Raw genomic sequence first — 23,660 nt, 5'->3', positions numbered from 1 at the left:
CGCGACGATGGAGGACGACCGTGATTCCTGAGGACCTGTTCTACAGCGAGGAGCACGAGTGGGTGCGTGTCGAGGGCGACGTCGCCATCGTCGGCATCACCGACTTCGCCCAGGACCAGCTCGGTGACATCGTCTACGTCGACCTGCCGGCCGAGGGCGACTCGATCGACGCGGGCGCCGTCGTCGGCGAGCTGGAGTCCACGAAGTCGGTCTCGGACGTCTTCACGCCCGTCACCGGTGAGGTCATCGCCCGCAACGACGCGCTCGAGGCGACCCCCGAGGTCATCAACTCCGACCCGTACGGCGAGGGCTGGCTGCTCAAGGTCCGCATCGCCGACGAGGACGTCACGTCGGGCCTGCTCACCGCCGAGGCGTACTCGGCTCTGGTGACCGGCTGACCCACGCCACGGCGGGTGTTAGGTTGGGGGCGAAGGAACCCTGAACCCCCACTTGAGCCAACCTTCAAGCTCTACTTGAGACGGAGTTGATCGCGGTGACGACGCCGGACGGTTTCGACGAGACCAACTTCATCCCGGTCATCGACGCCGACACCGAGGAGATGTCCGAGGGCGACGTGTTCGCCGTCGAGAACCTGCCGGTCGGCAATGCGATGCTGCTGGTGCAGCGCGGTCCCGACGCGGGCTCGCGGTTCCTGCTCGACCAGGACGTCGTGTCGGCCGGGCGCCATCCCTCCAGCGACATCTTCCTCGACGACATCAGCGTCTCGCGCCGTCACGCGACCTTCTCGCGTCGCGGCAGCGGCTACGTGGTTACCGACCTGGGCAGCCTCAACGGCACCTACGTCAACCGCGACCGCATCGACGGCGACATCCCGCTGTCCGGCGGCGACGAGGTCCAGCTCGGCAAGTACCGCCTGATCTACTTCCCCGGCACGGTCGCCTCCGAAGGTGGTCAGTGACCGCCACCGAGGCCGGGCGCGAACCGCTGCTCGGCATCTCCCAGGTCATCGCCGAGCTCTCCGAGGAGTTCCCGGACATCTCGCAGAGCCGCATCCGGTACTACGACGAGCAGGGCCTGGTCGAGCCGCGCCGCACGCCGTCGGGGTACCGCAAGTTCAGCTACGGCGACGTCGAGCGGCTGCGCTTCGTGCTGCGCATGCAGAAGGACCGCTACTGGCCGCTGAGCCACATTCGTCAGGTCCTCGACCAGATGGACTCCGGCGAGGTCCCCGACACCGAGCTGCGCGCCACGCTGCGCGTGCCCCACGTGACGCTGGCCGCCGACGGCTCGCCCACGGCCCAGTCGATCACCGAGGGCGCCGGCGCCACGCGGATGACGCGTGACGAGCTGGTCGACGCCGCGGGGATCGACGACGCCACCCTCGACCAGATCGAGGAGTTCGAGCTGATCCGGCGCCGTCCGAACCAGCGCTACTACGACACCGACGACCTCGTCGTCGCGTCGCTCGTGGGCCAGCTGGCCGAGCTCGGTCTCGAGCCCCGTCACCTGCGCGGCTTCCGCAGCGCCGCCGACCGCGAGGTCGGCCTGCTCGACCAGGTCGTGCCGCCGTCCACGCGCCAGCAGGCGGGCGCCGCGGCCGGCCTCGCCGAGCTGGCCGCGCTGAGCGTCCGGCTGCACACGGTGCTCGTGCGCGCCGGCCTGCGCGCCTGACCGGGAGGACCGTCGTGCGCGAGCTCGAGATCGTCGGAGTCCGGGTCGAGATGCCCACCAACCAGCCGCTGGTGCTGCTGCGCGAGCGCGAGGGCACCCGCTACCTGCCGATCTGGGTGGGGGCGATCGAGGCCTCGGCCATCGCCTTCGCCCAGCAGGGCGTCGAGTCGCCGCGGCCGCCCACGCACGCGCTCATGGCCTCGATCATCGAGGGCCTGGGCGACGAGCTGCAGGAGGTCCGGATCGTCGACGTGCGCGAGGGCGTCTTCTTCGCCGAGCTCAAGTTCGCCGGGGGAGCGGTCATCGACGCGCGACCGTCCGACTCGATCGCGCTGGCCCTGCGCACGGGCGTGCGCGTGGTGTGCGAGGAGGACGTGCTCGACGTCGCCGGGTTCGCCCAGACGCCCGACGAGGACGAGGAGGTCGAGAAGTTCCGCGAGTTCCTCGACCACGTCGACCCCGAGGACTTCGAGAAACCTTGAAGTCGAACTTCAAACTTTAGACACGCCGACACGCCCGTCGGTACGTGCGTCGAGAGACCCTCACGTCTAACTTGAGGGTACGCAAGACCACAGTCGTGTGGTTCTCTTGTTGTGGGAGGCCGGCTCCACCAGCCGACAGCCAGGAAGGCGTGACCATGATCGAACCTCGTGACGAGGCAGCAGAGGCGCAGGCCCAGGCCAGCGCCCAGGGCCTGTTGTTCGACGACGACCTCGCGCCCTTGCCCCAGGACACGGGGTTCCGCGGTCCCACCGCCTGCAATGCCGCGGGCATCACGTACCGCCAGCTCGACTACTGGGCCCGCACCGGCCTGGTCGAGCCCACGGTCCGCTCGGCCACCGGCTCGGGCACCGCACGGCTGTACTCCTTCAAGGACATCCTGCTGCTCAAGATCATCAAGCGCCTGCTCGACGCCGGCGTCTCGCTGCAGCAGATCCGCACCGCGATCGACCACCTGCGCGAGCGCGGCACCGAGGACCTCACGCAGGTCACGCTCATGAGCGACGGCGCCTCGGTCTACGAGTGCCGCTCGGCCACCGAGGTCATCGACCTGCTCCAGGGCGGCCAGGGCGTCTTCGGCATCGCCATCGGCGGTGTGTGGAAGGAGATCGAGGGCACGCTCCACGAGCTGCCCACCGAGCGCGCCGAGGCAGACGTCCCCGTCGCCGGCGACGAGCTCTCCCAGCGTCGCGCCCGCAAGGCCAACTGACGGACGCACCGCACGCCCCGACGACGGTCGGGGTAGGCTGGCGGTGCCGTTTGAACCGTGCGGGAGAGTCCCGTCAGGGCGCCGAAGGGGCAATTCCTCCCCGGAACCTCTCAGGCCACCGGACCGTACGTCACAGGCGACTCTGAAGGCGTGTCCCGCGGGACGTGACGACAGAGGGGGAGGGCCCTGTTGTCGAGCCCTCGGAGACCCTTGATGTCGCAGCCCCTGATCTCGCAGTCCGGCCGCCTTCCCGCCACCCGCTTCGTCGACCGCCACATCGGTCCGCGCGCGTCCGACCAGGCAGCGATGCTGCAGCGGCTCGGGTACGACAGCCTCGACGCGCTGATGCAGGCCGCCGTGCCGTCCGGCATCCGCTCGACCCTCGACGGCCTTCCGCCCGCGGCGAGCGAGACCGAGGCCACCGCCCGGCTGCGCGAGCTGGCCGACCGCAACACTCCGGGCGTCTCGATGATCGGGCTGGGCTACCACCCGACCACGACGCCCGCCGTCATCCGGCGCAACGTGCTGGAGGACCCCGCCTGGTACACGGCCTACACGCCTTACCAGCCCGAGATCTCCCAGGGCCGCCTCGAGGCGCTGCTCGCGTTCCAGACGATGGTCGAGGACCTGGCGGGCCTGCCCACCGCGAACGCCTCGCTGCTCGACGAGGGCACCGCGGCCGCCGAGGCGCTCACGCTCGTGCGCCGCGCCGACCGCAAGCGCACCGACCTGCCGGTGGTCGTCGACGACGGCCTGCTGCCGCAGACGCTCGCCGTGCTGCACACGCGCGCCGAGGCCGTGGGCCTGCCGCTCGTCGAGGCCGACCTGCGCCGGGGACTGCCCGAGGGCGAGTTCAGCGGCGTGATCATCGCCTACCAGCGGGCCGACGGCACCGTCATCGACCTCGCTCCGGTCATCGACGAGGTCAAGGCCGCGAACGCGCTGGCCGTCGTCGTCACCGACCCGCTCGCGCAGGTGCTGCTGAGGTCGCCCGGCAGCCTCGGCGCCGACGTCGTCGTGGGCTCGACCCAGCGCTTCGGCGTCCCGATGTTCTACGGCGGCCCCCACGCCGGCTTCATGGCGGTGCGCGCCGGTCTCGAGCGGCACCTGCCGGGTCGCCTCGTGGGCGTCTCGGTCGACTCCGCCGGCCGCCCGGCCTACCGCCTCGCGCTGCAGACCCGCGAGCAGCACATCCGCCGCGAGAAGGCGACGTCGAACATCTGCACCGCGCAGGTGCTGCTGGCCGTCGTCGCCGCGATGTACGCGGTCTACCACGGCGCCGAGGGCCTGCGCGCGATCGCGACCGAGGTCAACGAGCGCGCCACGCGCCTCGCCGCCGGCCTGCGGGCCGCCGGCATCGAGGTGGCGTCGGACCGGTTCTTCGACACCGTGACGGCCGTCGTCCCGGGCCGGGCCGACGACGTCGTCGCGGCCGCGCGCGAGTCCGACATCCACCTCTGGCGCTTCGACGACGACCGCGTGGGCATCGCGGTCTCCGAGCCCACCACGGACGCCCATCTCGCCGCCGTGCTGGCCGCGTTCGGCGCGGGCGACCTTCCCGACGCGGGCGAGGCCTCGCTGGAGCCGGCGTGGCTGCGCGAGGACGAGATCCTCACGCACCCCGTGTTCGTCGAGCACCGCAGCGAGACCCAGATGCTGCGCTACCTGCGCCGGTTGAGCGACCGCGACTACGCCCTCGACCGCGGCATGATCCCGCTCGGCAGCTGCACGATGAAGCTCAACTCCACGACCGAGATGGAGCCCATCAGCTGGCCCGGCTTCGCCGACCTGCACCCGTTCGTGCCGGCGCAGGACGCCGCGGGCATGATCGAGCTCGTCGAGACGCTCGAGTCCTGGCTCGCAAAGGTCACCGGCTACGCGGCCGTCTCGGTGCAGCCCAACGCGGGCTCGCAGGGTGAGTTCGCCGGCCTGCTCGCCATCCGCGAGTACCACCGCAGCCGCGGCGAGGAGGCGCGCGACGTCTGCCTCATCCCCAGCTCGGCCCACGGCACCAACGCCGCCTCGGCGGTCATGGCCGGCATGCGCGTCGTGATCGTCAAGGCCACCGACGGCGGCGAGGTCGACCTCGACGACCTGCGCGCCCAGTGCGAGGCCCACGCCGACGACCTCGCGGCGATCATGGTGACCTACCCGTCCACCCACGGCGTCTACGAGCACGGCATCAGCGAGCTGTGCGACATCGTGCACGAGCACGGGGGACAGGTCTACGTCGACGGCGCCAACCTCAACGCGCTGCTCGGCCACGCGCGCCCGGGCGAGTTCGGCGGCGACGTCTCGCACCTGAACCTGCACAAGACGTTCTGCATCCCGCACGGCGGTGGCGGCCCCGGCGTCGGCCCGGTCGCGGTCGGCGAGCACCTGGTGCCCTTCCTGCCGAAGCACCCGTTCCACCCCGACGCCGACCGCCGTCAGTCCGCCGGCACGATCAGCGCCGCCCCGTACGGCTCGGCCGGCATCCTGCCGATCCCGTTCGCGTACGTGGCGATGATGGGCGCCGACGGCCTCACGGACGCCACCTCGGTGGCCGTGCTCGCGGCCAACTACGTCGCGGCCCGGCTCGGCGACGCGTTCCCCGTGCTCTACGCGGGCGACCACGGCCTCGTGGCGCACGAGTGCATCCTCGACCTGCGCGAGATCACCAAGGCCGCGGGCCTGTCGATCGACGACGTCGCCAAGCGCCTCATCGACCATGGCTTCCACGCCCCGACCATGAGCTTCCCGGTGGCCGGCACGCTCATGGTCGAGCCCACCGAGTCCGAGGACCTCGCCGAGCTCGACCGCTTCTGCGAGGCCATGCTGGCGATCCGCTCCGAGATCGACCGCGTCGCGGCCGGGGAGTACGACCCGAAGGACAACCCGCTCACCAGCGCGCCGCACGCCGCGCACGAGCTGGTCGACTGGACCCACCCGTACCCCGTGGCCGAGGGCGTGTTCCCCGCCGGCAGCACGCAGGACAAGTACTGGCCGCCGGTGGGGCGCATCGACAACGCCTACGGCGACCGGAACCTGGTCTGCTCCTGCCCGCCGGTCGAGGCGTTCGCCTGATCGGTCCACCACCGCACGACCTGATCGACGACCGGACGGGGTTGCTTGGCCCACAGCACGTGGTGGGTCGAGCCTCCCTCCGGCACGACGTCGCGGGTGTACTCCCAGCGCGTCAGTGCCGCGGGCTCGACCAGCGTGCGCTCGAAGCGCTCCGACGCGGCGGCGATCGAGAAGCCGTCGCCCTCGAGGTGCACGGCCAGCGTGGGCAGCGTGATGCGGCGCTGCACGGGGTACGGCGGGCGTCCGGTGCGCACGACGTGCGCCCACTCGTTCATCAGCGTGCGCGCGCCCGGGCCGCCGAACCACGGCTTCGGCACGTGACCGCGCACGAGGCCCACCAGCGGCATGCTGAGCGCCATCGCGGCCAGCGGCAGGCCGATGCGCGGGTAGTGCCGGTAGTGGGGGAGCGAGACGCCCACCAGCACGAGGCCGTCGGCCGGACGCGGGCCGATCTGGATCGCGCCGCCGAGCTGACCGCCCAGGCTGTGCCCGAACAGCACGACGGGTCGGCCCGGGTGCTCCTCGCGGGCGGCGTCGATCGCGGCCTGGGTGTCGGCGATCTCGTCGGCGTACGACCAGTCGTGCCGGCGCGAGGCCCGCGGCAGGTCGCGCTCGAAGCCGCGCCGCGGCAGGGCCCGGGCGGTCCACCCCCGCTCCTCGAAGGCGGCCACGAGCGGGCCGTAGAAGGACGAGGGGACCGCCATCGCGGGGGAGATCAGGACGACCGGGGTGCTCACCGGACCATCCTGCCAGCGTGAAAGACTCTCGACTGACATGCCTGACGCCCTGGTCTACCTGACCTCCGCCGCCGCCCTCGCCGCCGCCGTGTTCGCGGGGTGGCACACGGCGAAGTCGTACCGCTTCAGCAACCCGCTCTTCTACGCCATCGCGGTCGTCGAGGTGCTTCTCGTCATCGTCCTCGTGTGGGGGATCGTGGCCGTCGCCGGCACCGACCGCGACCTCGAGAAGGGGCTGTACCTCTCGTACCTGGTCACCACCGTGCTCATCCCGCCCGCGTCCGTGCTGTGGGGGCTCGGCGACAAGACCCGGTGGGGCACCGGCGTGGTGGCCGTGGCGCTGTTCACGGTGTCGGTCATGCTGATCCGGACGCACCAGATCTGGCAGGGACATGGCTGAGCACCACACCGACACCCAGCACGGCTTCGGACGCGCCCTCGTGGCGGTCTACGCCGTCTTCACCGTCGCCGCCACGGCGCGCTCGGTCTACCAGTTCGTGACGAAGGCCGACGAGGCGCCGGTCGCCTACGCGCTGTCCGCGCTCGCCGGCGTCGTCTACGGCGTCGCCACGTGGGCGCTGGCCACCGGCAACCGCCGCGTTGCGGGCGCCGCGATCGGGTTCGAGCTCGTGGGCGTCCTGGGCGTGGGGCTGCTGAGCATCCTCGACGGCGACCTCTTCCCCGACGAGACCGTGTGGTCGGGCTTCGGCGCCGGCTACGGCTACGTGCCGCTCGTGCTGCCGTTCATCGGCCTGTGGTGGCTGCGCCGGACCCGGAGCACGTGAGAGCCCCGTGCGCTCATACCGCGCGGGGCTGATCCCATTCAAACCCGGCTCCGGCCGGGATCGTGGTAGCGACACGGGCCGATGAGCCAACGGGCGTACGAGTTCCGGTCGGTGTGGGACGTGGCGGAGCCGCCGGAGCGCCTGTGGCGGACGCTCGAGCAGTTCCTCGAGCAGGACGACCCGCTGCCGTGGTGGAACGCCGTCACGGTCACCGGGCACCGGGGCGAGGAGATCGACCTCGTCGCCCGCAGCGCCTTCGGCTACCGGCTGCGCTTCACCGTGTACGACCTCGACCTGCAGCCGACGACTGCGATGCGATTCAGGTCACGCGGCGACCTCGAGGGCTCGGCGGCCCTGGACTTCGCGGCGGGCCGACCCGGGCGCACCGATCTCACGATCGACTGGCACGTCGACACGAACGCGCCGTGGATGCGCCGCTCGGAGCGTCTGCTGCGCCCGCTGTTCGAGCTGGCGCACCACCTGGTCATGAGGTCGGGGGAGCGGCGGCTGAACCGGTGGTTGCGGCGGCGAGGCTGACGACGTCGCCGATCACCGTGATGGCCGGAGCGCTGGCGTGCGCGGCCGCGTCGGCGATCGTGCCGAGCGTGGCGATCGTGGTGCGCTGGTCGGGCGCGAAGCCGCGCTCGATGACGGCCGCGGGCGTCTTCGGGTCGTGGCCGGCGGCGACGAGCTCCTCGGCGGTGCTGCGCAGCCGCTTGACGCCCATGAGCATGACGAGGGTGTGGTCGCCGCGGCGCGGGAGCTCGCCCAGCTCCTCGTGCCCCGTGATGACCGAGAAGCCGCGCGCGACGCCACGGTGGGTGACGGGGATGCCCGCGTTCGCCGCGACGGCGATCGCGGAGGTGACGCCGGGGACGACCTCGACCTCGACGCCCGCCGCGCGGCAGGCCAGCAGCTCCTCGCCCCCGCGGCCGAAGACGTAGGGGTCGCCGCCCTTGAGGCGGACGACGACCTTGCCCTGCTGCGCCCGCTCGACGAGCAGGGCGTTGATCTGCTCCTGGGGGATCGGGTGGTGGTCGGGCTGCTTGCCGACGTCGATGACCTCGATGTCGGGAGCCAGCTCGGCCAGCACGGACTGGGGCGCCAGTCGGTCGAACACGACGACGTCGGCCTCGGCCAGCAGCCGGCGTCCGCGGGCCGTGAGGAGGCCGGGGTCGCCCGGGCCGCCGCCGACGAGGGCGACGAGGCCGCGCGCGTGCGTGCGGTGTCGCAGCGGCAGGTCGCCCGTCTGCAGCGCGGTGGCCACGGCGTCGCGCAGGGCCGAGGCGCGGCCGGCGTCGCCGCCGCCGCTGACCGCGATCGTGACGTCGTCGACGCGCGCGACCGCCGGGGTCCAAGCCGTGGCGTGCTCGGGATCGCCGCCCTTCAGGCAGAAGATCTGCGACGCCTCCGCGTCGTGCGCGACGAGGTCGTCGACCGCCGCGACGTCGGTGGCCGTCTGCACCAGCCAAGCGCCGTCGAGGTCGCCCGTGCGGTAGGTCCGCTCGTGCCACGTGAGCGAGCCCCGGCCGATGGCCGAGGCGAGGGAGTCCGAGACGGCGGGGGAGACGACGTGCACGTCGGCGCCCGCCTCGAGCAGGGCGAAGGCCCGGCGCGTGGCGACGTGACCGCCGCCGACGACGACCACGCGGCGACCTTCGAGGCGCAGTCCGAGGGGGAAGGTGCTCACGTGTGCAGGCCGCACTCCGACTTGTCGAGCCCGGCCCAGCGGCCGGCCCGGGGATCCTCGCCCGGAGCGACCCGGCGCGTGCAGGGCGCGCAGCCGATCGACGGGTAGCCGTCGTTCAGCAGCGGGTTCAGGATCACGTCGTGCTCGTTCGCGTAGTCGATGAGCTGGTCGAAGGTCCAGTCCGCGAGCGGGTTGATCTTGACCAGCCCGTTCTTGTCGTCCCACGTGACGAACGGGGTGTCGGCGCGCAGCGGGCTGTCGTCGCGGCGCACGCCGGTGATCCAGGCCTCGTAGCCGCCGAGCGTCTCGGTGAGCGGCTCGACCTTGCGCAGCTGGCAGCACAGGGCGGGATCGCGCTCGTAGAGGCGCTCGCCGTACTGGGCGTCCTGCTCGGCCACGCTCTGGCGCGGGACCACGTCGACGATCGTGAGCTGCATCGACGACTCGACCGCGTCGCGGGTGCCCACGGTCTCGGCGAAGTGGTAGCCGGTCTCGAGGAAGAGCGTGTCGACCCAGGGGAGGTGTCGCGCCACGACGTGGGGCAGCACGGCATCGGCCATCGAGCAGGCGACGGCGGTCAGGTGACCGAACTCCTGCGCCACCCAGGCGAGCAGCGCGTCGGTCTGTCCGTCGGAGAACCGGTCGGCGGCCGTCTCGGCCAGGGCCTTCAGCTCCTCGCGCGAACGGGGCTCGCGGGCCGGCCGCGCCGCGAGGTGATCGCGGCGTTCCCGGTCGTGGGCCAGCTGGCGTTCCCGCCGTTCTGCCAAGGTCGGAGTGCTCACCCCCTTGACATTACGTTCGAGCCCCCGGAAACTTCCACGCCGTCCAAAATGCGAACAGCTCGAAGTAGCGGCAGGGTGGAGTCGAACCGAACGAAGGGAGTCACCCCATGTGGGACACCATCTTGTGGATTGCTGCAGTGATCATCGGAATCTTCGGCATCATCCGCCTCGTCCAGCGCGACTTCGTGATGGGCGCCGTGCTCATCGTCATCGCCCTGCTGGTCGGGCCGGGCGGCGTCAGCCTCTTCACGTAAGCGACTGCGCCTAGGGTGGCGAACATGGTTCGCTACATCGACATTCATCCCGTCGACCCGCAGCAGCGCACCGTCGATCAGACGGTCGCGCTGCTGCGGGGAGGCGGGTTGATTGCTTATCCCACCGATTCGGGCTACGCGCTCGGAGCCCAGGTCGGCAACGCCGACGCCATCGCCCGCATCCGCGACATCCGCGGCCTCGACGACAAGCACCACTTCACGCTGGTGTGCCGCGACTTCGCCCAGCTGGGGCAGTTCGTCCACGTGGACAACGCCGTCTTCCGCGCCGTGAAGGCCGCGACGCCCGGCCCCTACACCTTCATCCTTCCCGGCACCCCCGAGGTGCCCAAGCGCCTCCTGCAGGCCAAGAAGAAGACCGTCGGCGTCCGCATCTCCACGCACAAGATCGTGCGAGCCCTCGTCGAGGAGCTCGGCGAGCCCATCCTGTCGTCCACGCTGATCCTGCCCGGCGAGACCGAGCCGATGACGCAGGCGTGGCAGATCGGCGAGGAGCTCGGCGACCGCGTGGACGCGATCGTGGACTCCGGCGAGGAGATCATCGCCGAGCCCACCACCGTGGTCGACCTCTCGGAGGGCTACGCCGAGGTCACCCGCGTCGGCGCAGGCGATCCCACGCCCTTCGAATAGCACCCGGCCGCGTGGCGTCCGCCGGTCCGGCCTCGGCCAGCCGGCGGGCCCGGGCGGCCCGGCGCTCGTGCCACGCCGCGACCTCGACCTCGATGTCGCGCAACGGCGTGACCACCGGGGGACCGCCCTGCAGCTGCCGGCGTGCCGCCACGATCCGGCGGTTGAACTCCTCCACGGCCTCGCGCACGGCGCGCTCGGACCTCAGGCCGTCGAGCACGTCGGGCAGCACGGCCTCGTCCTTGCGCAGCTGGAGTGCCTCGGGCAGGACCCCGGTGATGTTCTCGCGCTCGATGAACTGGCGCAGCCACCAGTCGGGGTCGGCCGCCGTGTCGATGTGCGGCAGTGGCTTGCCAGCGAGCGGCAGGTCGTCGAACTCGCCGCGGGCGATCGCGGCCCGGACCTGCTGGTCGACCCACAGCGCCTGGTCCTCGGGACGGCGGGCGCGGGGCTCCGCCTCCTCGGCCTCGTCGCCCGCCGCTGTGGCGTCCGGATCCAGTCGGTACCGGGCGGCGCGGCGGCGGGCGTCGTCGTTCATCGGCTCAGCGCGGGTTCCTGATCCCGAGCACCTGGTGCGACGTGCACGCCATGACCAGCGCGATGACCCAGCCGACGACCGTCCAGCCGAGCAGCAGGTTGAGCCAGAAGATCGCGCCGGTGTTGGACTTCCCGCGCGTCGCGGCGATGGCCCACGGCAGCATGTAGCCGGCCGAGAGGATCGCGATGATCCAGCCGAAGACGGTCTGGAACGGCCGCCCGCGCTTGTCGGTGATGATGTCGTTCACGGTCCCAGCCTACGGCTGGACGGCGAGGCGCACGCGAACTCGAGCGCCCTCCTCGCAGCCCTCGGCCACGCGGACGGCCTTCTTCACCGGCAGGATGAACGAGCCGAGCTCCTTGCTCGGGAACACCGAGGTGCTCCACGTGCTGGAGCCGATCGTGACCTCGACCCTCACGGACCCGAACCCCGCCTTCTGCGGGGTCCGGTCGTCGATGTCGTCGGTGACGTCCTCGGGCAGGGTCAGGAAGTGCCAGGTCCCGTCCTCGCGCCAGCGCCACACCGTGGCCTCGAACTCGTACACGTGCCGAGCATGGCCGATGCCGGCTCAGAACGCGAACAGCGCGATCGGGTCGGTGGTGGGCGCCTCCGCGTCCGGCTCGGTCTCGACCGTCACGCCCGCGGCCGACGCCGTGCTGGCGTCGCCCTCGAGCAGGAGGGTGTTGTCGGGGCCCTGCGGCATCGTGCCCGCGTTGACCATCTCGTCGCCCTGCTGGAGCCAGATCACGTAGGAGTGGCCCTCGGGGGCGTCGGGCATGTCGTGCGTGACGATGACCGCCTTGCGCTCTGCCGACGACCGCACCACGGTGGCGCGAGCGCCGTCGTCGAAGGTCTGGGTCACCCGCTGCGCCTGCGGGTCCTGCAGGACCCGGTCGGCGGCCGTGAGCGTCTGCGAGGCCGAGTCGCCCTTCCACGGCTGGGTGGCCGCGAGGCCGATCCCGCCGGCCAGCACCACGGCGGACGCGGCGGCGACCAGCAGCGTGCGCGGGACGAAGCGGCGGCGTCGCGGGGGAGCGACGGGGTGCGGTGGCAGCTGGCGGACCTCGCTGATCGAGGCCAGCACCGACGCGCGCAGGGCGGGCGGCGGCTCCTCGACGCTCAGCTCGGTCATCCGCGCCGCAGTCTCACGCAGGCTGGCGACCTCCTCCTGGCAGGCCTCGCAGCCGGCCAGGTGTCGCTCGAAGCTCTCGCGCTCGGCGTCCGTGACGGCGTCGAGAGCGTAGGCGCCCGAGAGGGCATGCACGTCACTCATCGGTCTGCTCCCATCGTGTCCCGGAGTCGGATGAGGCCGTCGCGGATGCGGGACTTGGCGGTGCCGACCGGCACGTCCAGCATCGAGGCGACCTCGGTGTGCGTACAACCGCGGAAGTAGGCCAGGTCGATGGCCTCCCGCTGTGTCTCGGTGAGGCCGGCCAGGGCCCGGCGGACGCGCTGGGCGTCCAACCGGGCCTCGACCGTCTCACTCGTCGAATCATGCTCCACCGTGACGTCCCGCAGGACGTGCTGGGTGTCGCGAGCCGTCGCGGCCTCGGCGCTGCGCACCCGGTCGACCGCACGGCGGTGGGCGATCGTCATGAGCCAGCTCAGCGCCGATCCCTTGGCGGGATCGAACCGAGCCGCCTGCCTCCACACCTCGAGGAACACCTCCTGGGTGACCTCCTCGCTCTGGGCGCGATCGCGGACGATCCGCCGGACGAGGCCGTGGATGCGCGCCGCCGTCGCGTCGTAGAGCGTGGCGAATGCAGCCTCGTCGCCGCGTCCGCAGCGCCTCAGCGTGTCGCCGAGTGCCTCGGGCGGCGAGTCCTCGCCGCCCGAGGGCACGGCATGCAGGTGGTTCACGACAGTTGCCTCACTCGATCACGGGGTTCAGGGCATCAGCACGGAGTCGATGACGTAGACCTTGGCGTTCGCGGTGTCGACGTTGCCGCAGACGACGGCAGCGTCACCGACCGTGAACTCCTCGCCCGAGCCCTCCACGGTGATCGTGTCACCTGCGAGCGTCTCGTGCTCGCCGGCGAGCTGGTCCGGCGTCATCTTGCCCTCGACGACGTGGTGCGTCAGCACCTTCGTCAGCTGGTCCTTGTCGGCCAGCAGCGCGTTCAGGTCGTCGGCCGGGATCTTGGCGAAGGCGTCGTCGGTGGGCGCGAAGACGGTGAGGGCCTCGGCGCTGTTCAGGGTGTCCACCAGGTCGGCGGCCGTCACGGCCTTGACCAGCGTGGTCAGCAGCGGGTTGTTCGAGGCGGCGGTGGCGACCGGGTCGTCGGCCATGCCCTCGACGGAGCCCTCGCCCTCGGTCGGGACGCCGGCGCAGCCGGGACCGAACGGGCCGCTGGCCTCGTCCATCATGTCCTCGGAGGCCGAGGCGGAGGGGCTGGACTCGCTGTTGCTGCTCATCGAGTCGTCGTCGCCACTGTCGCTTCCACAGGCGGCCAGTCCGAAGCACATGACGACGGCGGCGGCTGCGGCGGCGGTACGGCGGGGGAGCAAGCGGTTCATGATCGTGCCTCTCGGGTAGGTGACGAAGTTGCCAGTGATTCGGCGCGGACGGTCGTACGGATGGGTCGGATCATGTGACGCGCACCACAATCTGCTGCAATCCGCTGGAACCATCGGGAAAAGGCGTCGCGCGCTCCTCGGTCTGGTACTCGCCGTCGGCGGCCTGGGCCCGCACCGTGAGGGTGTGGCGGCCCGGCTCGGCGTCCCACAGCAGGTACCACTGACGCCAGTAGTCGATGCCGCCGTCGGGTCCGAACTCGGCGCGCTGCCAGTCGCCGTCGTCCACGCGCACCTCGACGGCCGCGACGCCGCGACCCTGCGCCCAGGCGACGCCGCCCACGACGATCCGCCCGGCGTCCACTGCCTTCAGCGCGGCGGGCGTGTCGATGCGCGAGGAGATCTTGATCGGGCCGTCGATGGCCCAGTCGCGCTTGGTCCAGTACGCCTCGCGCTCCTCGTAGGTGGTGACGGTGAGCTTCGTCAGCCATTTCGTGGCGCCGACGTAGCCGTAGAGGCCGGGCGTCACGAGACGGGCGGGGAAGCCGTGGTCACGGGGGAGCGGCTCGCCGTTCAGCGCGACGGCGACGATCATGTCGCGACCGTCCTGCGCAGCCGCCAGGGGCGTGCTGATGGTGAACCCGTCGACGGCCGTGCTGAGGATCTGGTCGGCGCCCGAGCGGACTCCGGCGCGCTCGAGAAGGTCGGAGACGCGGACGCCCAGCCAGCGGCCGGCGCCCACGTAGGGTCCGCCGACCTCGTTGGACACGCACGTCAGCGTGATGTCGCACTCGATCAGCGGCAGGGCCAGCAGCTCGTCGAAGGTCAGCTCGTAGGGGCGGTCGACCATCCCGTCGATGCGCAGCTTCCAGCTCTCGTGGTCGACGACGGGAGTCGTCAGGTTGATGTCCACGCGGTAGAAGTCGTCGCGGTCGGTCTGGAAGGGCGTGATCCCGCGGTAGGTCGCCTCCAGGCCGCGCGGCAGCGGCGGGAGGGGGCGCAGGGCGCGGGGGAGCGCGATGTTCGTGACGTCGCGGGCCCGGGCCACGAGCCACTGCCCGGCGGTGCCCGCGACGAGGGCGGCGCCCACGATCACGCCCGAGCGCACGAGCAGCTGCCGCCGACCCTGTCCGTCCACGGGCTCCGCGTCCCGCGGGGTGAGCCAGCGCAGGGCTGCGAGCGCCGCGACTCCCGTCGCCAGTGCGGGAAGGACGTCGGTCGGTCGCGCCGCGGGTCGCGCGAGCGCCGCCCAGCCGGCGGCCGCGACGAGCAGGACCACGACCGCGGCGCCCACGGGGAACGAGCGCCGGGCCAGGACGCCGCCGATCGCGGCCAGGAGCAGCGTCGCGATCAGCACCGTCCCCAGCAGGACCGGCTTGTCCGCCGTCCCCAGCCGTTCGATGGCGGCCTGCTTGAGCGCCGTCGGGGTCCGGTCGATCACGGCGCTGCCGACGGCCAGGACGGGTGAGGCCGCGGGCGCGACGATCGCGCCGACCAGGTGTCCGGCCGCGAGTCCGGCGAGGGCCGAGACGAGACCGGCGAGGGCGCCGCGGGCGGCTGCGTGGCGATTCATGGGAGGGGTTCGTCGCCGACGGCCGAACGGATGGGTCCGAACATGAGAGCCGTCTCATGGTGTGTTCACGTCGGGCTCACCTCGGCTCGCCACGATGAGGGCACCACGAACCGAACGAAGGAGCGCACGATGAAGACCAAGCCTCTCGCCCTCGCCCTGGTCGGCGGCGTCCTGCTGGCGGGCCTGCCCGCGACGGCGCACGCCGACGACGATGACGACCGCGACCGCAACATCAACCGCACCGGCAGCTACACGGTGAAGAAGGGTCGCGAGATCGACGGCAACATCACCCTCCGCAAGGGGACCCTCGTCATCAACGGCGACGTCGACGGCAACGTCACCGTCCGCCACGGCAACATCGTGATCCGCGGCGACGTGGACGGCAACGTCCGCCAGCTGGGTCGCGGCTCGGTCACGGTCACCCGTTCCGGCTCGGTCGACGGGAACATCATCGAGCGCGACCACGGCAACGTCACCATCAGCGGTGACGTCGACGGCACCGTCACCGAGCTGCACCGGGGCCACGTCCGCGTCTACCGGGCCGCCGAGATCGACGGCAGCGTCCGCGAGCGCGGCGTCGGCCACCTGCTCGTCTGGCGCGGCGCCGACGTCGAGGGCTCGCTCAGCGAGGGCGGCGCGGGCCGCCTCGTCCGCCGCTGACCGCTCCCGGGGGACGGATCCCGGCATCGGGATCCGTCACCCCGAGGCCGGCCTGAGGCGCGCCGCGGGCAGCCAGCCCGTGTGCACGACGCCGTCGGGCGAGGCCCACGTGCACAGCGCCTCCCAGCCCTTGACGACCGGCCGCCACTCGACCAGCACGCCCGGGTAGATCGCCGGGGCGTCCTGCACGGTGGAGAGGTTGACCCACACGTGCTGCGGCCGGATGCGCGGCGGGGGAGTCACGGCCGGGGATCGAGCGCCGACAGACGGTCGCCGTACCTCCGGTTGTGGCCCATGGGTGGACTCTAGAACGTCCGTTCGATCGAACGCAGCATAGCCCAGTCATGACAGCGGCCGCGCGCTCCGATCCGCGGCCTCCGCGAGAGCGACCGGCTTCGTCACCATGGACAGGTGGGCGTGATTCACGTCACACTCGACGTGGAGTCCCTGTCGGGGGATGGGGTCCGAGGGAAGCGGAGTCCGATGATGGCCGACCATTCGTCCCAGCGCGGGGTGCGCCACGCAGCCGCCGTCCTGTCCCGCGCACTGCTCTGCCTGACCCTGCTCGGGAGCGTGCTGCTCCTCGGCCCGGCCGCCACTGCCGCGCCGGCGGTGGGCGACCCCGACGACCCGTTCCCCGCGAGCTCGGCCTTCACCGAACTGCAGATCGGGACGGTCACCGCATCGCTCGGACTGACGAACGTCGGTGCCTTCAACGCGCCCGCGAGCTTCGATCCCGTGGCCGAGGGCTACCCCGCTCCCGGCGCCATCCCCGCCGACTGGCCGGCCGAGACGCTGGGCTACGCGGGATCCATCCCTGCTCGCGATGCGGAGGGCCGGACGGTCCTGACGTACTGCATCGATCTGCTCACCGAGACGGAATCGGGTGTGACGTACGAGCGGGGGGAGTGGAACGAGGCCAACGTGCCCAACCTCGGCTACGTCGCCTACATCCTGCAGAACTACTACCCGAGCGAGCCGGAGCCGGCCGGGGTGGCCGACAACGTCAAGTCCGCGGCCGTGCAGTCCGCCATCTGGTTCTTCAGCGACAACCTCGTGCTCGACCCGACCAGCCGGCCCCAGCTGTTCGCGCTCACCTCCGACATCGTCGCTGACGCCATCGCGAACGGACCCGCCGTCGAGCCGGCGCAGCCGAACCTGAGCATCTCGCCCGATTCCGCGGCAGCTCCCTCGACCGGCGAGCTCGTCGGGCCCTTCACCGTGACGGCCAACGGCCCTTCGATCCTCCGTGCCGCAGACGGGGTGGAGCTGTTCGCCGACGCCGCCGGGACGCAGCCGGTCCTGGAAGGGGCGACGGTGCAACCGGGTGCCCAGCTGTGGGCCCGCTCGATCGACTCGACCGCCGCTCCCGGCTTCTCGCTCCAACGCACCGAGACGGTCCGCGAGAGCACGGTCTATCTGTACGACGGCCAGACGGAGGGATTCGAGAACGCCCAGAAGCTCATCCTGGCGCAGGACTCCACCATTGCCGCGGTGGCCAGCGTCCGCATCACCCGATTCGCCGCCGGAGCCATCGAGGTCACCAAGACGATCAGCGGCACTGGCGCAGGCCTGCAGGGCGCCGTCGAAGTGCTGGTCTCCTGCACGCCACCGGGGGGCGGTGCCGTGATCGAGCGTCGGCTCCAGATCCCTGCTGGCACCGCGGCCGGAACGAGCAGCGCCACGTTCTCCGGACTGCCTGCCGAGTCCCAGTGCACCATCACCGAGCCAGAGAACGGTGACAATGGGCGCGTCGCCGTCGTGAGCTCGTCCATCGAGCCAGGCAACGTGATCGTGAGCACGGGAGACACCGCACCGGTCGCCGCGACGAACGAGTACGCCCTCGCCTACGGCGGTATCGAGGTCACGAAGACGATCACCGGCGCGGCCGCCGGACTCCAGGGCGCCATCGTCGTGCTCGTGTCCTGCACGCCGCCCGACGGCGGCGAGACCATCGAGCGCACTCTCGAGATACCCGCAGGGACCGCCGCCGGCACGCAGAGCGTGACGGTGGAGGACCTCCTTGCCGGCTCGGAGTGCACGGTGACCGAGCCCGAGGACGGCGACAACGGACAGGTCTCGGTCACCTCCTCGACCATCGAGCCGGGCACGGTCACGATCACGGAGGACGAGACGGCGGCCGTCCAGGCCACGAACGAGTACGGGCGATCGGTCGGGGGCCTCCGTCTGACGAAGGTCATCGGCGGGCCGGCAGCGGGGGAGCAGGGCGAGGTCATCCTCGACATCGACTGCGACGACGCGGAGGGCGCGTTCGACCAGCAGTTCGTGATCCCCGCCGGGTCGCTGGCCGGCGGGTACGCGACCACCGTGACCGGCATTCCGACAGGGACGACGTGCGACATCACCGAGACGGCCAACGGCGTCACCGAGGAGGTCGTGCTGTCCACACCGAGCACGATCGAGCCGGCCCCCGTGACGATTCTCGACGACGCGACCGCTGAGGTCACCGCGACGAACACCTATCGCCTCCGGGAGATCAGCGATGACGACGAGACGGACGACGACGAGTCCGGTGGGTCCGGCGGCGGCTACGACGACTACCTGACGGGCACCGGAGCGCCGGCCGGTCCGAGCTGGGCCCTCGGGCTGGGGCTGTTGGCCGCCGGAACGGCAGTGCTGATCGCCCGACGACGCACACTGAGGGACCGCTGAGCGGTCAGCGGTTGATGTGCCGGGCCCAGGCGAAGCAGAACAGGCCGAACGCCACGAAGCCCGCGCCCACCAGACCGGTGAGGACGGGGCCGAAGGGCTGGTCCAGTACCGTGCGGAGCGCCTCGTCGATGCCGCCGGACTTGTCCGGCTCGTGAGTGACGGCCGCGTAGCCGAAGAGCGCGGCGACGCCGAGGACCGCGGCGCCCTTGGCGACGTAGCCGATCTTGCCGAGCCACCCGTAGGCCGACCCGACCCGGCCACTGGCGCCACCGACCTCGATGTCCTTGAGGAAGCGCTCGGTGAGGCCCTTGTAGATGAGGTAGGCGCCCACGGCGGCGATGCCGAGGGCCACCAGGCCGATCAGCACCTGGCCACCCGGAAGGTCCATGAGCTTCGCGCTGAACGACGTCGTGCCGTCCTGACCGGAGGAGCTCGATCCCGTGACCACCTTGAACGCCGTCGCGGCGATCGCGCCGTAGAGGACGACCTTGCCCAGGCTGACCAGGCGCTTGCGGAGGCGCTTGGCGCCGTCCTCGCGGCGGTGCCCGACGGCCGCCTCGATCGCCTGCCACACGGCGAGCATCACCATGCCGATGCCGACGGCCCAGACGATCGGCTCGCCGAACGGCTGCTGCGCCAGCTCGCGGACAGCGCCGCCGCTGTCCGCCTCGCCGCCGCTGTCGCCGAACGCGAGCCGGATCGCCAGCCAGCCCATCACGAGGTGGACCACGCCGAACGCGACCAGGCCGATGCGGGCCACCTGGTCCAGGGCCGGGTGGTCGTCGACCGCGCGTGCCGCGGACTTCGCCGAACGTGTCGCCATGAGGCCGAGCCTAGGACGTTCCCGACCGCCCGGCCCGGCGAGGACAGGGGAGAGGCGGCGGGCTCCCGCTAGCTCCCCAGGATCCGCCGAACGAGCGTCGCGACGAGGGCGTCGACGTCGGCCTGCTCGTCGAGTGGGACGGTCAGCCGGTCGAGCACCAGGCCGTCGATCGCGTAGTGGAACAGGGCGATGTCGGCGGCGTCCCCGGGCAGCCCCATCGAGGCGTTGAACTCGACGTCGGCGGCCAGTCCCTCCCGTCGCCACCCGGCGAGCGCCGCGGCGACGTGCGGCCGGCGCGAGGCCTCCAGGCGGAGCTCGAACAGCGCGATCGTGGAGTCCGGGTCGGCCGTCAGCCGGTGCACGATGTCGCGCAGGTAGTCGGTGAAGAGGTCGATGCCGGGGGAGCGGCGCGCGAGCTCGGCGTGCACCGACGGATCGGGCGTGAGCCGCTCGCCGATGCGCGCGAGGATCGCGTCGATGATCTCGTCGCGCGAGGAGAAGTAGTTCGAGGCAGTGCCCTTCGGGACGCCCGCCTCGTCGTCGATCGCCCGGTGCGTGAGGCCTCGCGAGCCCTGCTGGGCCAGGACGCGCACGGCGGCGTCGGCGAGCTGGGTGCGGCGCTCGGAGTTGCGGACCATGGCGTCAGGGTATCGCAACCACGACACCTGTCGTGATACGTTCCATCCACAACATCTGTCGTGAATGGAGAGCTGCATGCGCGAGCTGGTCTACTACGTCGCCGTCTCGATCGACGGCCGCATCGCCGAGCCCGACGGCGCCTTCGACGCCTTTCCCGTCACCGGCGACCACGCGGCCGTCCTCACCAGCGACTTCGCGGACGCCGTGCCGACGCAGTTCCTGGAGGGACTCGGCATCGCACCGCCGCGGACGCGGTTCGACACGGTGATCCAGGGGAGCAGGAGCTACCGGATCGCCCTCGACGCGGGCATCGAACGGCCGTACGCCCATCTGCGCGAGTTCGTGGCGACGCGGTCGGGCGACCCGGCACCCGAGGGCATCACCTATACGGCCGACGCGCTGGCCACGGTGCGGGAGCTCAAGCAGGAGGACGGCCTGGGCATCTACCTGTGCGGCGGTGGCGCGCTCGCCAGGTCGCTGCTGCCGGAGATCGACCGACTGATCCTCAAGCGCTATCCGATCGTCCTCGGCGACGGCATCGGCCTGTTCGGCACGCCGGTGGCGTCGATCCTGCCGTTCGACCTGGTCGACACCCGGCGATTCGCCTCGGGACTCGTCATCGAGGAGTACGTGCGCTCACGATGAGGCCGGGGGGTCAGGGGAGCCCCTCTCGCCGCGCCCGTCGTGCTTAATTGACATAATGTGCATTATCGGACAACCAGGCAGGCGAGCCGAGAGGGGCATCAGGCCGGGATCTCGAGGATCGTCTCGAGGCCGTCCTCCTCGTCCCACTGCTCGCCGACCGCGACGAAGCCGTACTGGTCGAGCAGTGCGCGCGACGGCCGGTTGTCCGGGCTGACGGTGGCGCGCACGACGGCGACGCGAGGATCGGCTCGGGCGACGTCCAGCATGATCTCCAGCGCCGTCCGTGCGTGGCCGCGGCGCCGTTGGTCCGGATCGATCCGGTAGCCGATCTCGACCATGCCGCGGTCGTCCGGTGCGCCGTGGAAGCCCGCCAGCCCGACGACGGAGTCCGAATGCCTCTCGACGACCCACCGGGTGACCCAGACGTGGTCGGCGGGCGTCCGGGCGACCTGGTCAGCGCGCAGCGCCCACAGCCAGCGGCAGTCCGGTCCCGCGATGTACGCCGTGAGGCCGACGTCGGACAGCCGGCCGGCCGACTCGAGGTCACCGCGGCCCAGCGCCTGCAGCACGTCGCGCGGCACCTGGACCAGACTCAGCCCGGACGTCGAGCCCTCGGCCGTCGTCCACGGTTCCTCGGTGCATCCCACCGCACGATGATGCGTCACGCGGTCGTCGCGGCCCACAGGTGCCCGTCCGGGTCGGCGAACGTCCCCGTGTAGCCCCACGGCTGCTGCCCCGCCTCGACGACGATCTCCGCACCGGCGGTCCGGGCGCGCTCCAGCAGCGCGTCCACCTCGGCCGGCGACGACGCGGCCAGCGTGAGGACGCACTCGTGGTGCCCCGGCGGCGTCAGCGCTCTCCCGCCGATCGCCCAGCCGAAGCCGCCCGTCGGCACCAGCATCACGCTGAGGCCGTCCGACAGGCTGAGCTGGAGCGGCTCGGGCACGCCGTCCTCGGCGGGCTCGCCGGGGGCCTCCAGCCCCAGGACGTCGCGGTAGAAGTCACGAGACGTGCGGCGGTCCGCGATCGGCAGTCCGACGACGACGCTGTGGGCACTCATGCGTACTAGCGTGGGTGGATGAGCAGCCATTGGGAAGCCCTGGTCATCGACGCCAACGATCCCGAGCGCCTCGCACGGTTCTGGAGCGCCCTGCTGGATCGCGAGATCACCGGCACCGACGACGACGGCGTCATCACGCTCGCGGCCGGCGACGGCGCGGGCTTCGCGATCGACATCGAGCCGACGCGACACCCCAAGACCCTCCCCAACCGGATGCACTTCGACCTCACCAGCGCGTCCGCCGACGCGCAGGAGGCCACCGTGGCGCGAGCCCTCGAGCTCGGCGCGAGCCACCTCGACGTCGGACAGGGCGCCGACGCCGAGCACGTCGTCCTCCAGGACCCGGAGGGCAACGAGTTCTGCGTCATCGAGCCCGGCAACCGGTTCCTGGCGGGCTGCGGCACGATCGGCGCGCTCTCGTGCGACGGCACGCGCGAGGTCGGCCTGTTCTGGCAGCAGGCGCTCGACTGGCCGCTCGTGTGGGACCAGGACGAGGAGACGGCGATCCAGTCGCCGCACGGCGGGACGAAGGTGACGTGGGGCGGTCCTCCCCTGATCGAGAAGCCCGCCAAGAATCGCTGGCACTTCGACCTGCGGCCCCACGGCGACCAGTCCGAGGAGGTCGCCCGGCTCGAGTCACTCGGCGCGACCCGCACGGACATCGGCCAGGGTCAGGTCAGCTGGGTCGTCATGCGCGACCCTGACGGGAACGAGTTCTGCGTGCTCTCGGGCCGTTGATCATGCGGGCTTGACCCACCGGCTCCACTCCCCTTGCGGCGCGTACCCGGCGGACCGCCAGAGTGCCGCGCCGGCGTCGTTCTCGTCGAGGACCATCGCGTCGAACCGCGTGGCGCCGAGGGCCCGCAGCCGGTCCTCGGCGTGGCCGAGCAGGCGCCGGGCGAGCCCGCGTCCACGGGCCTCGGGAGCGACCGCGAGGCGGTAGAGGTGCGCCCGCCAGCCGTCCCAGCCGGCGATCACCGATCCGGCGATCCGGCCCTGCAGCTCGGCGACCAGGATCGCGGCGGGGTCCCGGGCGACGAGCGCCTCGACCAGCGCCACCGAGTCCTGCTGCCGGGAGGCGTTCTCGGCCGAACCGTCCCAGAACGCCATCAGCTCGACGACGTCGACGGCGGCCGCGTGACGCAGCGTGACGTCGCCGTCGATCACCCGCAGCGGGTGCTCGGCGAACGTGGGCGCCTCCAGACCGTCGACGTGGGCGAGCACGGCGTCGTCGTCGAGCCGGTAGTCGTCGGGCCCCTCGTCGTGCCGTGTCCGGACCCGCTGCACCGCGAGATCACGATCCACGGGCAGGTACACGGTCTCCGCCGTCGCTCCGAGGTCCGCGACGAGACCGCGGTACCGATCCCGCAGCTCGCGCGTGGCGAAGGAGTAGTCGAGCACCACGTCCTCCCCCGCGGCCACCGCGTGCGCCAGTCGGCCGAGCAGCTCGGTCTCGATCTGCGCCAGCAGCTCGGGCGGCGCAGGCAGGGACGTGACGTCGTGCCGCCAGGTCTCGACGTCGAAGCTCAGCCGCGTCCAGCCCGCCTCCTCCAGCCGTCTCGCGAAGGTCGACTTCCCGGACCCCGACGGTCCGCACATGAGGATCACGGCCACGAGCGAGGCGTCCTGTCTGGTGGGGCACGACGAAGGGAAGGGCGATCGCCCTTCCCTCTTCAACGTATATCGCGGATGGGGGCTTGCCACAAGCCCCCCGGCGGGGTCCAGAATCGTCCG

General features: G+C 71.7%; 31 protein-coding genes and 1 riboswitch. Of the genes, 15 read left to right on the top strand and 16 right to left on the bottom strand.

Annotated elements, in window-relative coordinates:
* Positions 1-20 precede the first annotated feature (20 nt).
* The 6 genes from gcvH (at position 21) to gcvP (ending at position 5,908) form a co-directional block, all read left to right on the top strand.
* Positions 21-398, top strand: coding sequence for a glycine cleavage system protein GcvH (gene gcvH / locus ACK99Q_RS12390; RefSeq protein WP_410186430.1), 378 nt, complete (start codon positions 21-23; stop codon positions 396-398).
* A gap of 95 nt (positions 399-493) precedes the next feature.
* Positions 494-919 carry an FHA domain-containing protein gene (locus ACK99Q_RS12385; RefSeq protein WP_395487500.1) on the top strand — a complete coding sequence of 142 codons (426 nt, stop codon included), beginning with the start codon at positions 494-496 and terminating at the stop codon, positions 917-919.
* Complete coding sequence (locus tag ACK99Q_RS12380) at positions 916-1,632, top strand: MerR family transcriptional regulator (RefSeq protein ID WP_410186429.1); 717 nt, start codon at positions 916-918, stop codon at positions 1,630-1,632. The genes ACK99Q_RS12385 and ACK99Q_RS12380 overlap by 4 nt, the downstream gene beginning before the upstream one ends.
* A gap of 14 nt (positions 1,633-1,646) precedes the next feature.
* Positions 1,647-2,114, top strand: a complete 468-nt coding sequence (locus ACK99Q_RS12375; RefSeq protein WP_410186428.1) for a bifunctional nuclease family protein — start codon at positions 1,647-1,649, stop codon at positions 2,112-2,114.
* Between the two features lie 155 nt (positions 2,115-2,269).
* Complete coding sequence (locus tag ACK99Q_RS12370) at positions 2,270-2,842, top strand: MerR family transcriptional regulator (protein ID WP_179424354.1); 573 nt, start codon at positions 2,270-2,272, stop codon at positions 2,840-2,842.
* 50 nt (positions 2,843-2,892) lie between these two features.
* A riboswitch (glycine riboswitch) is annotated at positions 2,893-2,978 on the top strand.
* 77 nt (positions 2,979-3,055) lie between these two features.
* Positions 3,056-5,908 carry an aminomethyl-transferring glycine dehydrogenase gene (gcvP, locus tag ACK99Q_RS12365; RefSeq protein ID WP_410186427.1) on the top strand — a complete coding sequence of 951 codons (2,853 nt, stop codon included), beginning with the start codon at positions 3,056-3,058 and terminating at the stop codon, positions 5,906-5,908.
* Here gcvP and ACK99Q_RS12360 read toward each other — a convergent pair.
* On the bottom strand, positions 5,854-6,645 hold the full coding sequence (locus ACK99Q_RS12360) for an alpha/beta fold hydrolase (RefSeq protein ID WP_410186426.1): 792 nt from the start codon (positions 6,643-6,645) through the stop codon (positions 5,854-5,856). The two genes, gcvP and ACK99Q_RS12360, sit on opposite strands and share 55 nt — an antisense overlap.
* A gap of 37 nt (positions 6,646-6,682) precedes the next feature.
* Between ACK99Q_RS12360 and ACK99Q_RS12355 the strand changes: the two genes are divergently transcribed.
* The 3 genes from ACK99Q_RS12355 to ACK99Q_RS12345 all read left to right on the top strand — a co-directional run bounded on the left by ACK99Q_RS12355 (position 6,683) and on the right by ACK99Q_RS12345 (position 7,967).
* The gene (locus ACK99Q_RS12355) at positions 6,683-7,045 is read left to right on the top strand and encodes a hypothetical protein (RefSeq protein ID WP_410186425.1); all 363 of its coding nucleotides are present in this window, start codon (positions 6,683-6,685) and stop codon (positions 7,043-7,045) included.
* Positions 7,038-7,430, top strand: a complete 393-nt coding sequence (locus tag ACK99Q_RS12350) for a hypothetical protein (RefSeq protein ID WP_410186424.1) — start codon at positions 7,038-7,040, stop codon at positions 7,428-7,430. Before ACK99Q_RS12355 ends, ACK99Q_RS12350 begins: the two co-directional genes overlap by 8 nt.
* A gap of 81 nt (positions 7,431-7,511) precedes the next feature.
* Positions 7,512-7,967, top strand: a complete 456-nt coding sequence (locus ACK99Q_RS12345; RefSeq protein ID WP_410186423.1) for a hypothetical protein — start codon at positions 7,512-7,514, stop codon at positions 7,965-7,967.
* Here the strand turns inward: ACK99Q_RS12345 and cobA are convergent.
* On the bottom strand, positions 7,915-9,120 hold the full coding sequence (gene cobA, locus ACK99Q_RS12340; protein ID WP_410186422.1) for a uroporphyrinogen-III C-methyltransferase: 1,206 nt from the start codon (positions 9,118-9,120) through the stop codon (positions 7,915-7,917). The two genes, ACK99Q_RS12345 and cobA, sit on opposite strands and share 53 nt — an antisense overlap.
* A complete protein-coding gene (locus ACK99Q_RS12335; RefSeq protein ID WP_410186990.1) occupies positions 9,117-9,791 on the bottom strand; it encodes a phosphoadenylyl-sulfate reductase in 675 nt (224 codons plus the stop codon). The genes cobA and ACK99Q_RS12335 overlap by 4 nt, the downstream gene beginning before the upstream one ends.
* 218 nt (positions 9,792-10,009) lie before the next feature.
* Here ACK99Q_RS12335 and ACK99Q_RS12330 point away from each other — a divergent pair, with 218 nt between their 5' ends.
* Together ACK99Q_RS12330 and ACK99Q_RS12325 are read left to right on the top strand one after the other, a co-directional pair.
* Entirely contained in the window at positions 10,010-10,156 is a 147-nt protein-coding gene (locus ACK99Q_RS12330) for a GPGG-motif small membrane protein (protein ID WP_179424347.1), read from the top strand.
* A gap of 24 nt (positions 10,157-10,180) precedes the next feature.
* Positions 10,181-10,804: an L-threonylcarbamoyladenylate synthase gene (locus ACK99Q_RS12325; RefSeq protein WP_410186421.1), complete on the top strand. Its 624-nt coding sequence runs from the start codon at positions 10,181-10,183 to the stop codon at positions 10,802-10,804.
* On the opposite strand, the gene ACK99Q_RS12320 is transcribed toward ACK99Q_RS12325, so the two are convergent.
* The 7 genes from ACK99Q_RS12320 to ACK99Q_RS12290 all read right to left on the bottom strand — a co-directional run bounded on the left by ACK99Q_RS12320 (position 10,764) and on the right by ACK99Q_RS12290 (position 15,426).
* Positions 10,764-11,339, bottom strand: a complete 576-nt coding sequence (locus ACK99Q_RS12320) for a DUF1992 domain-containing protein (protein ID WP_410186420.1) — start codon at positions 11,337-11,339, stop codon at positions 10,764-10,766. The two genes, ACK99Q_RS12325 and ACK99Q_RS12320, sit on opposite strands and share 41 nt — an antisense overlap.
* Positions 11,340-11,343: 4 nt before the next feature.
* The gene (locus tag ACK99Q_RS12315) at positions 11,344-11,586 is read right to left on the bottom strand and encodes a superinfection immunity protein (RefSeq protein ID WP_410186419.1); all 243 of its coding nucleotides are present in this window, start codon (positions 11,584-11,586) and stop codon (positions 11,344-11,346) included.
* 9 nt (positions 11,587-11,595) lie between these two features.
* Positions 11,596-11,883 carry a DUF1905 domain-containing protein gene (locus ACK99Q_RS12310; protein ID WP_410186418.1) on the bottom strand — a complete coding sequence of 96 codons (288 nt, stop codon included), beginning with the start codon at positions 11,881-11,883 and terminating at the stop codon, positions 11,596-11,598.
* Between the two features lie 24 nt (positions 11,884-11,907).
* Positions 11,908-12,612: an anti-sigma factor domain-containing protein gene (locus tag ACK99Q_RS12305; RefSeq protein ID WP_410186417.1), complete on the bottom strand. Its 705-nt coding sequence runs from the start codon at positions 12,610-12,612 to the stop codon at positions 11,908-11,910.
* Positions 12,609-13,199, bottom strand: coding sequence for an ECF RNA polymerase sigma factor SigK (gene sigK, locus ACK99Q_RS12300; RefSeq protein ID WP_410186416.1), 591 nt, complete (start codon positions 13,197-13,199; stop codon positions 12,609-12,611). The genes ACK99Q_RS12305 and sigK overlap by 4 nt, the downstream gene beginning before the upstream one ends.
* A 27-nt stretch (positions 13,200-13,226) precedes the next feature.
* On the bottom strand, positions 13,227-13,856 hold the full coding sequence (locus tag ACK99Q_RS12295) for a fasciclin domain-containing protein (protein ID WP_179424342.1): 630 nt from the start codon (positions 13,854-13,856) through the stop codon (positions 13,227-13,229).
* 70 nt (positions 13,857-13,926) lie between these two features.
* Entirely contained in the window at positions 13,927-15,426 is a 1,500-nt protein-coding gene (locus tag ACK99Q_RS12290) for a molybdopterin-dependent oxidoreductase (protein ID WP_410186415.1), read from the bottom strand.
* 129 nt (positions 15,427-15,555) lie between these two features.
* On the opposite strand from ACK99Q_RS12290, the gene ACK99Q_RS12285 reads away from it, so the two are divergent.
* Positions 15,556-16,086 carry a polymer-forming cytoskeletal protein gene (locus tag ACK99Q_RS12285; protein WP_410186414.1) on the top strand — a complete coding sequence of 177 codons (531 nt, stop codon included), beginning with the start codon at positions 15,556-15,558 and terminating at the stop codon, positions 16,084-16,086.
* Between the two features lie 36 nt (positions 16,087-16,122).
* On the opposite strand, the gene ACK99Q_RS12280 is transcribed toward ACK99Q_RS12285, so the two are convergent.
* Positions 16,123-16,329, bottom strand: coding sequence for a hypothetical protein (locus ACK99Q_RS12280; RefSeq protein WP_410186413.1), 207 nt, complete (start codon positions 16,327-16,329; stop codon positions 16,123-16,125).
* Positions 16,330-16,572: 243 nt separating this feature from the next.
* On the opposite strand from ACK99Q_RS12280, the gene ACK99Q_RS12275 reads away from it, so the two are divergent.
* Positions 16,573-18,759: a thioester domain-containing protein gene (locus tag ACK99Q_RS12275; protein ID WP_410186412.1), complete on the top strand. Its 2,187-nt coding sequence runs from the start codon at positions 16,573-16,575 to the stop codon at positions 18,757-18,759.
* A 4-nt stretch (positions 18,760-18,763) separates the two neighbouring features.
* Here ACK99Q_RS12275 and ACK99Q_RS12270 read toward each other — a convergent pair whose 3' ends face one another.
* Positions 18,764-19,582, bottom strand: coding sequence for a DUF1206 domain-containing protein (locus tag ACK99Q_RS12270; RefSeq protein ID WP_410186411.1), 819 nt, complete (start codon positions 19,580-19,582; stop codon positions 18,764-18,766).
* 68 nt (positions 19,583-19,650) lie between these two features.
* On the bottom strand, positions 19,651-20,220 hold the full coding sequence (locus ACK99Q_RS12265) for a TetR/AcrR family transcriptional regulator (RefSeq protein ID WP_410186410.1): 570 nt from the start codon (positions 20,218-20,220) through the stop codon (positions 19,651-19,653).
* Positions 20,221-20,296: 76 nt separating this feature from the next.
* Here ACK99Q_RS12265 and ACK99Q_RS12260 point away from each other — a divergent pair, with 76 nt between their 5' ends.
* A complete protein-coding gene (locus tag ACK99Q_RS12260; RefSeq protein WP_410186409.1) occupies positions 20,297-20,866 on the top strand; it encodes a dihydrofolate reductase family protein in 570 nt (189 codons plus the stop codon).
* 98 nt (positions 20,867-20,964) lie between these two features.
* Here the strand turns inward: ACK99Q_RS12260 and ACK99Q_RS12255 are convergent, their stop codons facing one another.
* A complete protein-coding gene (locus ACK99Q_RS12255; RefSeq protein WP_410186408.1) occupies positions 20,965-21,513 on the bottom strand; it encodes a GNAT family N-acetyltransferase in 549 nt (182 codons plus the stop codon).
* A 14-nt stretch (positions 21,514-21,527) separates the two neighbouring features.
* Positions 21,528-21,926: a VOC family protein gene (locus ACK99Q_RS12250; RefSeq protein WP_410186407.1), complete on the bottom strand. Its 399-nt coding sequence runs from the start codon at positions 21,924-21,926 to the stop codon at positions 21,528-21,530.
* Between the two features lie 18 nt (positions 21,927-21,944).
* Here ACK99Q_RS12250 and ACK99Q_RS12245 point away from each other — a divergent pair, with 18 nt between their 5' ends.
* Positions 21,945-22,664: a VOC family protein gene (locus ACK99Q_RS12245; protein ID WP_410186406.1), complete on the top strand. Its 720-nt coding sequence runs from the start codon at positions 21,945-21,947 to the stop codon at positions 22,662-22,664.
* Here ACK99Q_RS12245 and ACK99Q_RS12240 read toward each other — a convergent pair whose 3' ends face one another.
* Positions 22,665-23,540 (bottom strand): GNAT family N-acetyltransferase, encoded by an 876-nt coding sequence (locus ACK99Q_RS12240; RefSeq protein ID WP_410186405.1) that lies wholly within the window; start codon positions 23,538-23,540, stop codon positions 22,665-22,667.
* Positions 23,541-23,660 lie beyond the last annotated feature (120 nt).

The organism is Aeromicrobium sp. MLTX1 (assembly GCF_046452335.1).
In the GTDB taxonomy this organism is placed as follows: Bacteria; Actinomycetota; Actinomycetes; order Propionibacteriales; family Nocardioidaceae; genus Aeromicrobium.
Note: the sequence above shows the minus strand (reverse complement) of the source record. Positions and strands in the feature narration are given on the sequence as shown.

Excerpts from the sequence above, each read along its gene's own strand:
- ACK99Q_RS12370 (WP_179424354.1), top strand. The coding sequence starts at position 2,270 with ATGATCGAACCTCGTGACGAGGCAGCAGAGGCGCAGGCCCAGGCCAGC.
- gcvP (WP_410186427.1), top strand. The coding sequence starts at position 3,056 with ATGTCGCAGCCCCTGATCTCGCAGTCCGGCCGCCTTCCCGCCACCCGC.
- ACK99Q_RS12355 (WP_410186425.1), top strand. The coding sequence starts at position 6,683 with ATGCCTGACGCCCTGGTCTACCTGACCTCCGCCGCCGCCCTCGCCGCC.
- ACK99Q_RS12350 (WP_410186424.1), top strand. The coding sequence starts at position 7,038 with ATGGCTGAGCACCACACCGACACCCAGCACGGCTTCGGACGCGCCCTC.
- ACK99Q_RS12345 (WP_410186423.1), top strand. The coding sequence starts at position 7,512 with ATGAGCCAACGGGCGTACGAGTTCCGGTCGGTGTGGGACGTGGCGGAG.
- ACK99Q_RS12330 (WP_179424347.1), top strand. The coding sequence starts at position 10,010 with ATGTGGGACACCATCTTGTGGATTGCTGCAGTGATCATCGGAATCTTC.
- ACK99Q_RS12325 (WP_410186421.1), top strand. The coding sequence starts at position 10,181 with ATGGTTCGCTACATCGACATTCATCCCGTCGACCCGCAGCAGCGCACC.
- ACK99Q_RS12320 (WP_410186420.1), bottom strand. The coding sequence starts at position 11,339 with ATGAACGACGACGCCCGCCGCCGCGCCGCCCGGTACCGACTGGATCCG.
- ACK99Q_RS12305 (WP_410186417.1), bottom strand. The coding sequence starts at position 12,612 with ATGAGTGACGTGCATGCCCTCTCGGGCGCCTACGCTCTCGACGCCGTC.
- ACK99Q_RS12295 (WP_179424342.1), bottom strand. The coding sequence starts at position 13,856 with ATGAACCGCTTGCTCCCCCGCCGTACCGCCGCCGCAGCCGCCGCCGTC.
- ACK99Q_RS12290 (WP_410186415.1), bottom strand. The coding sequence starts at position 15,426 with ATGAATCGCCACGCAGCCGCCCGCGGCGCCCTCGCCGGTCTCGTCTCG.
- ACK99Q_RS12285 (WP_410186414.1), top strand. The coding sequence starts at position 15,556 with ATGAAGACCAAGCCTCTCGCCCTCGCCCTGGTCGGCGGCGTCCTGCTG.
- ACK99Q_RS12275 (WP_410186412.1), top strand. The coding sequence starts at position 16,573 with ATGGCCGACCATTCGTCCCAGCGCGGGGTGCGCCACGCAGCCGCCGTC.
- ACK99Q_RS12270 (WP_410186411.1), bottom strand. The coding sequence starts at position 19,582 with ATGGCGACACGTTCGGCGAAGTCCGCGGCACGCGCGGTCGACGACCAC.
- ACK99Q_RS12265 (WP_410186410.1), bottom strand. The coding sequence starts at position 20,220 with ATGGTCCGCAACTCCGAGCGCCGCACCCAGCTCGCCGACGCCGCCGTG.
- ACK99Q_RS12260 (WP_410186409.1), top strand. The coding sequence starts at position 20,297 with ATGCGCGAGCTGGTCTACTACGTCGCCGTCTCGATCGACGGCCGCATC.
- ACK99Q_RS12250 (WP_410186407.1), bottom strand. The coding sequence starts at position 21,926 with ATGAGTGCCCACAGCGTCGTCGTCGGACTGCCGATCGCGGACCGCCGC.
- ACK99Q_RS12245 (WP_410186406.1), top strand. The coding sequence starts at position 21,945 with ATGAGCAGCCATTGGGAAGCCCTGGTCATCGACGCCAACGATCCCGAG.